Origin of the sequence: Enterobacter sp. KBR-315C3_2022 (genome assembly GCF_041399425.1) — a bacterium.
Lineage (GTDB): Bacteria > Pseudomonadota > Gammaproteobacteria > Enterobacterales > Enterobacteriaceae > Enterobacter.
Window position 1 is genome coordinate 1 of record NZ_JBGKEB010000073.1, and the last position, 543, is coordinate 543.

Below are 543 nucleotides of genomic sequence, written 5' to 3' on the forward strand. Positions count from 1 at the left end.
TGCCGGTCTGTGGAGGCTAAGTCAGATGTCAATCTGGCTGATAAAGTGTGGGATCCAACCCGAGCGTATCCGTGCGGGTAAACCCACGGAGAACGGACGGCATGAACGGATGCACCGGACTATGAAGGAGGCGTTAAAACAGCATCCAAAATTCATTTCTCTTGAGGAACAACAGGTGTGGTTTGACGTCTGGCGTCGGGAGTTCAATGAGATTCGTCCACATCAGTCGCTTGATGGTAAGACCCCCCGTTCAGTCTGGTACCCATCAGACCGGATCTTTACCGGCCCCCAGAAAGAGATGCCAGTGCCGGATGATGCCAGAATGCTGCGCGTGTCATTAAAAGGAGACCTCTGCTTTAACGGTACTCGAATATTTTTATCGGAAGCGCTACGGGGAGAATGGATATGGATGAAGCAGGTGAAAGAAGGGCAGGATGAAATTGGCTTTGGTGAACTGATACTGGCCCGGTACGACAGACGAAATCATCGTATAATCCGGGCCGATTAAGTCAAAAAGTGTTACCTATGTGACCGGTCAGATCT

Annotated in this window: 1 protein-coding gene; it reads left to right on the plus strand. The window is 50.5% G+C overall.

From position 1 onward, the window contains the following. Positions 1–508 (plus strand): integrase core domain-containing protein (locus AB8804_RS23315; protein ID WP_371190303.1); only part of this gene is annotated, 508 nt, incomplete at its 5' end. Between the last annotated feature and the right edge of the window lie 35 nt (positions 509–543).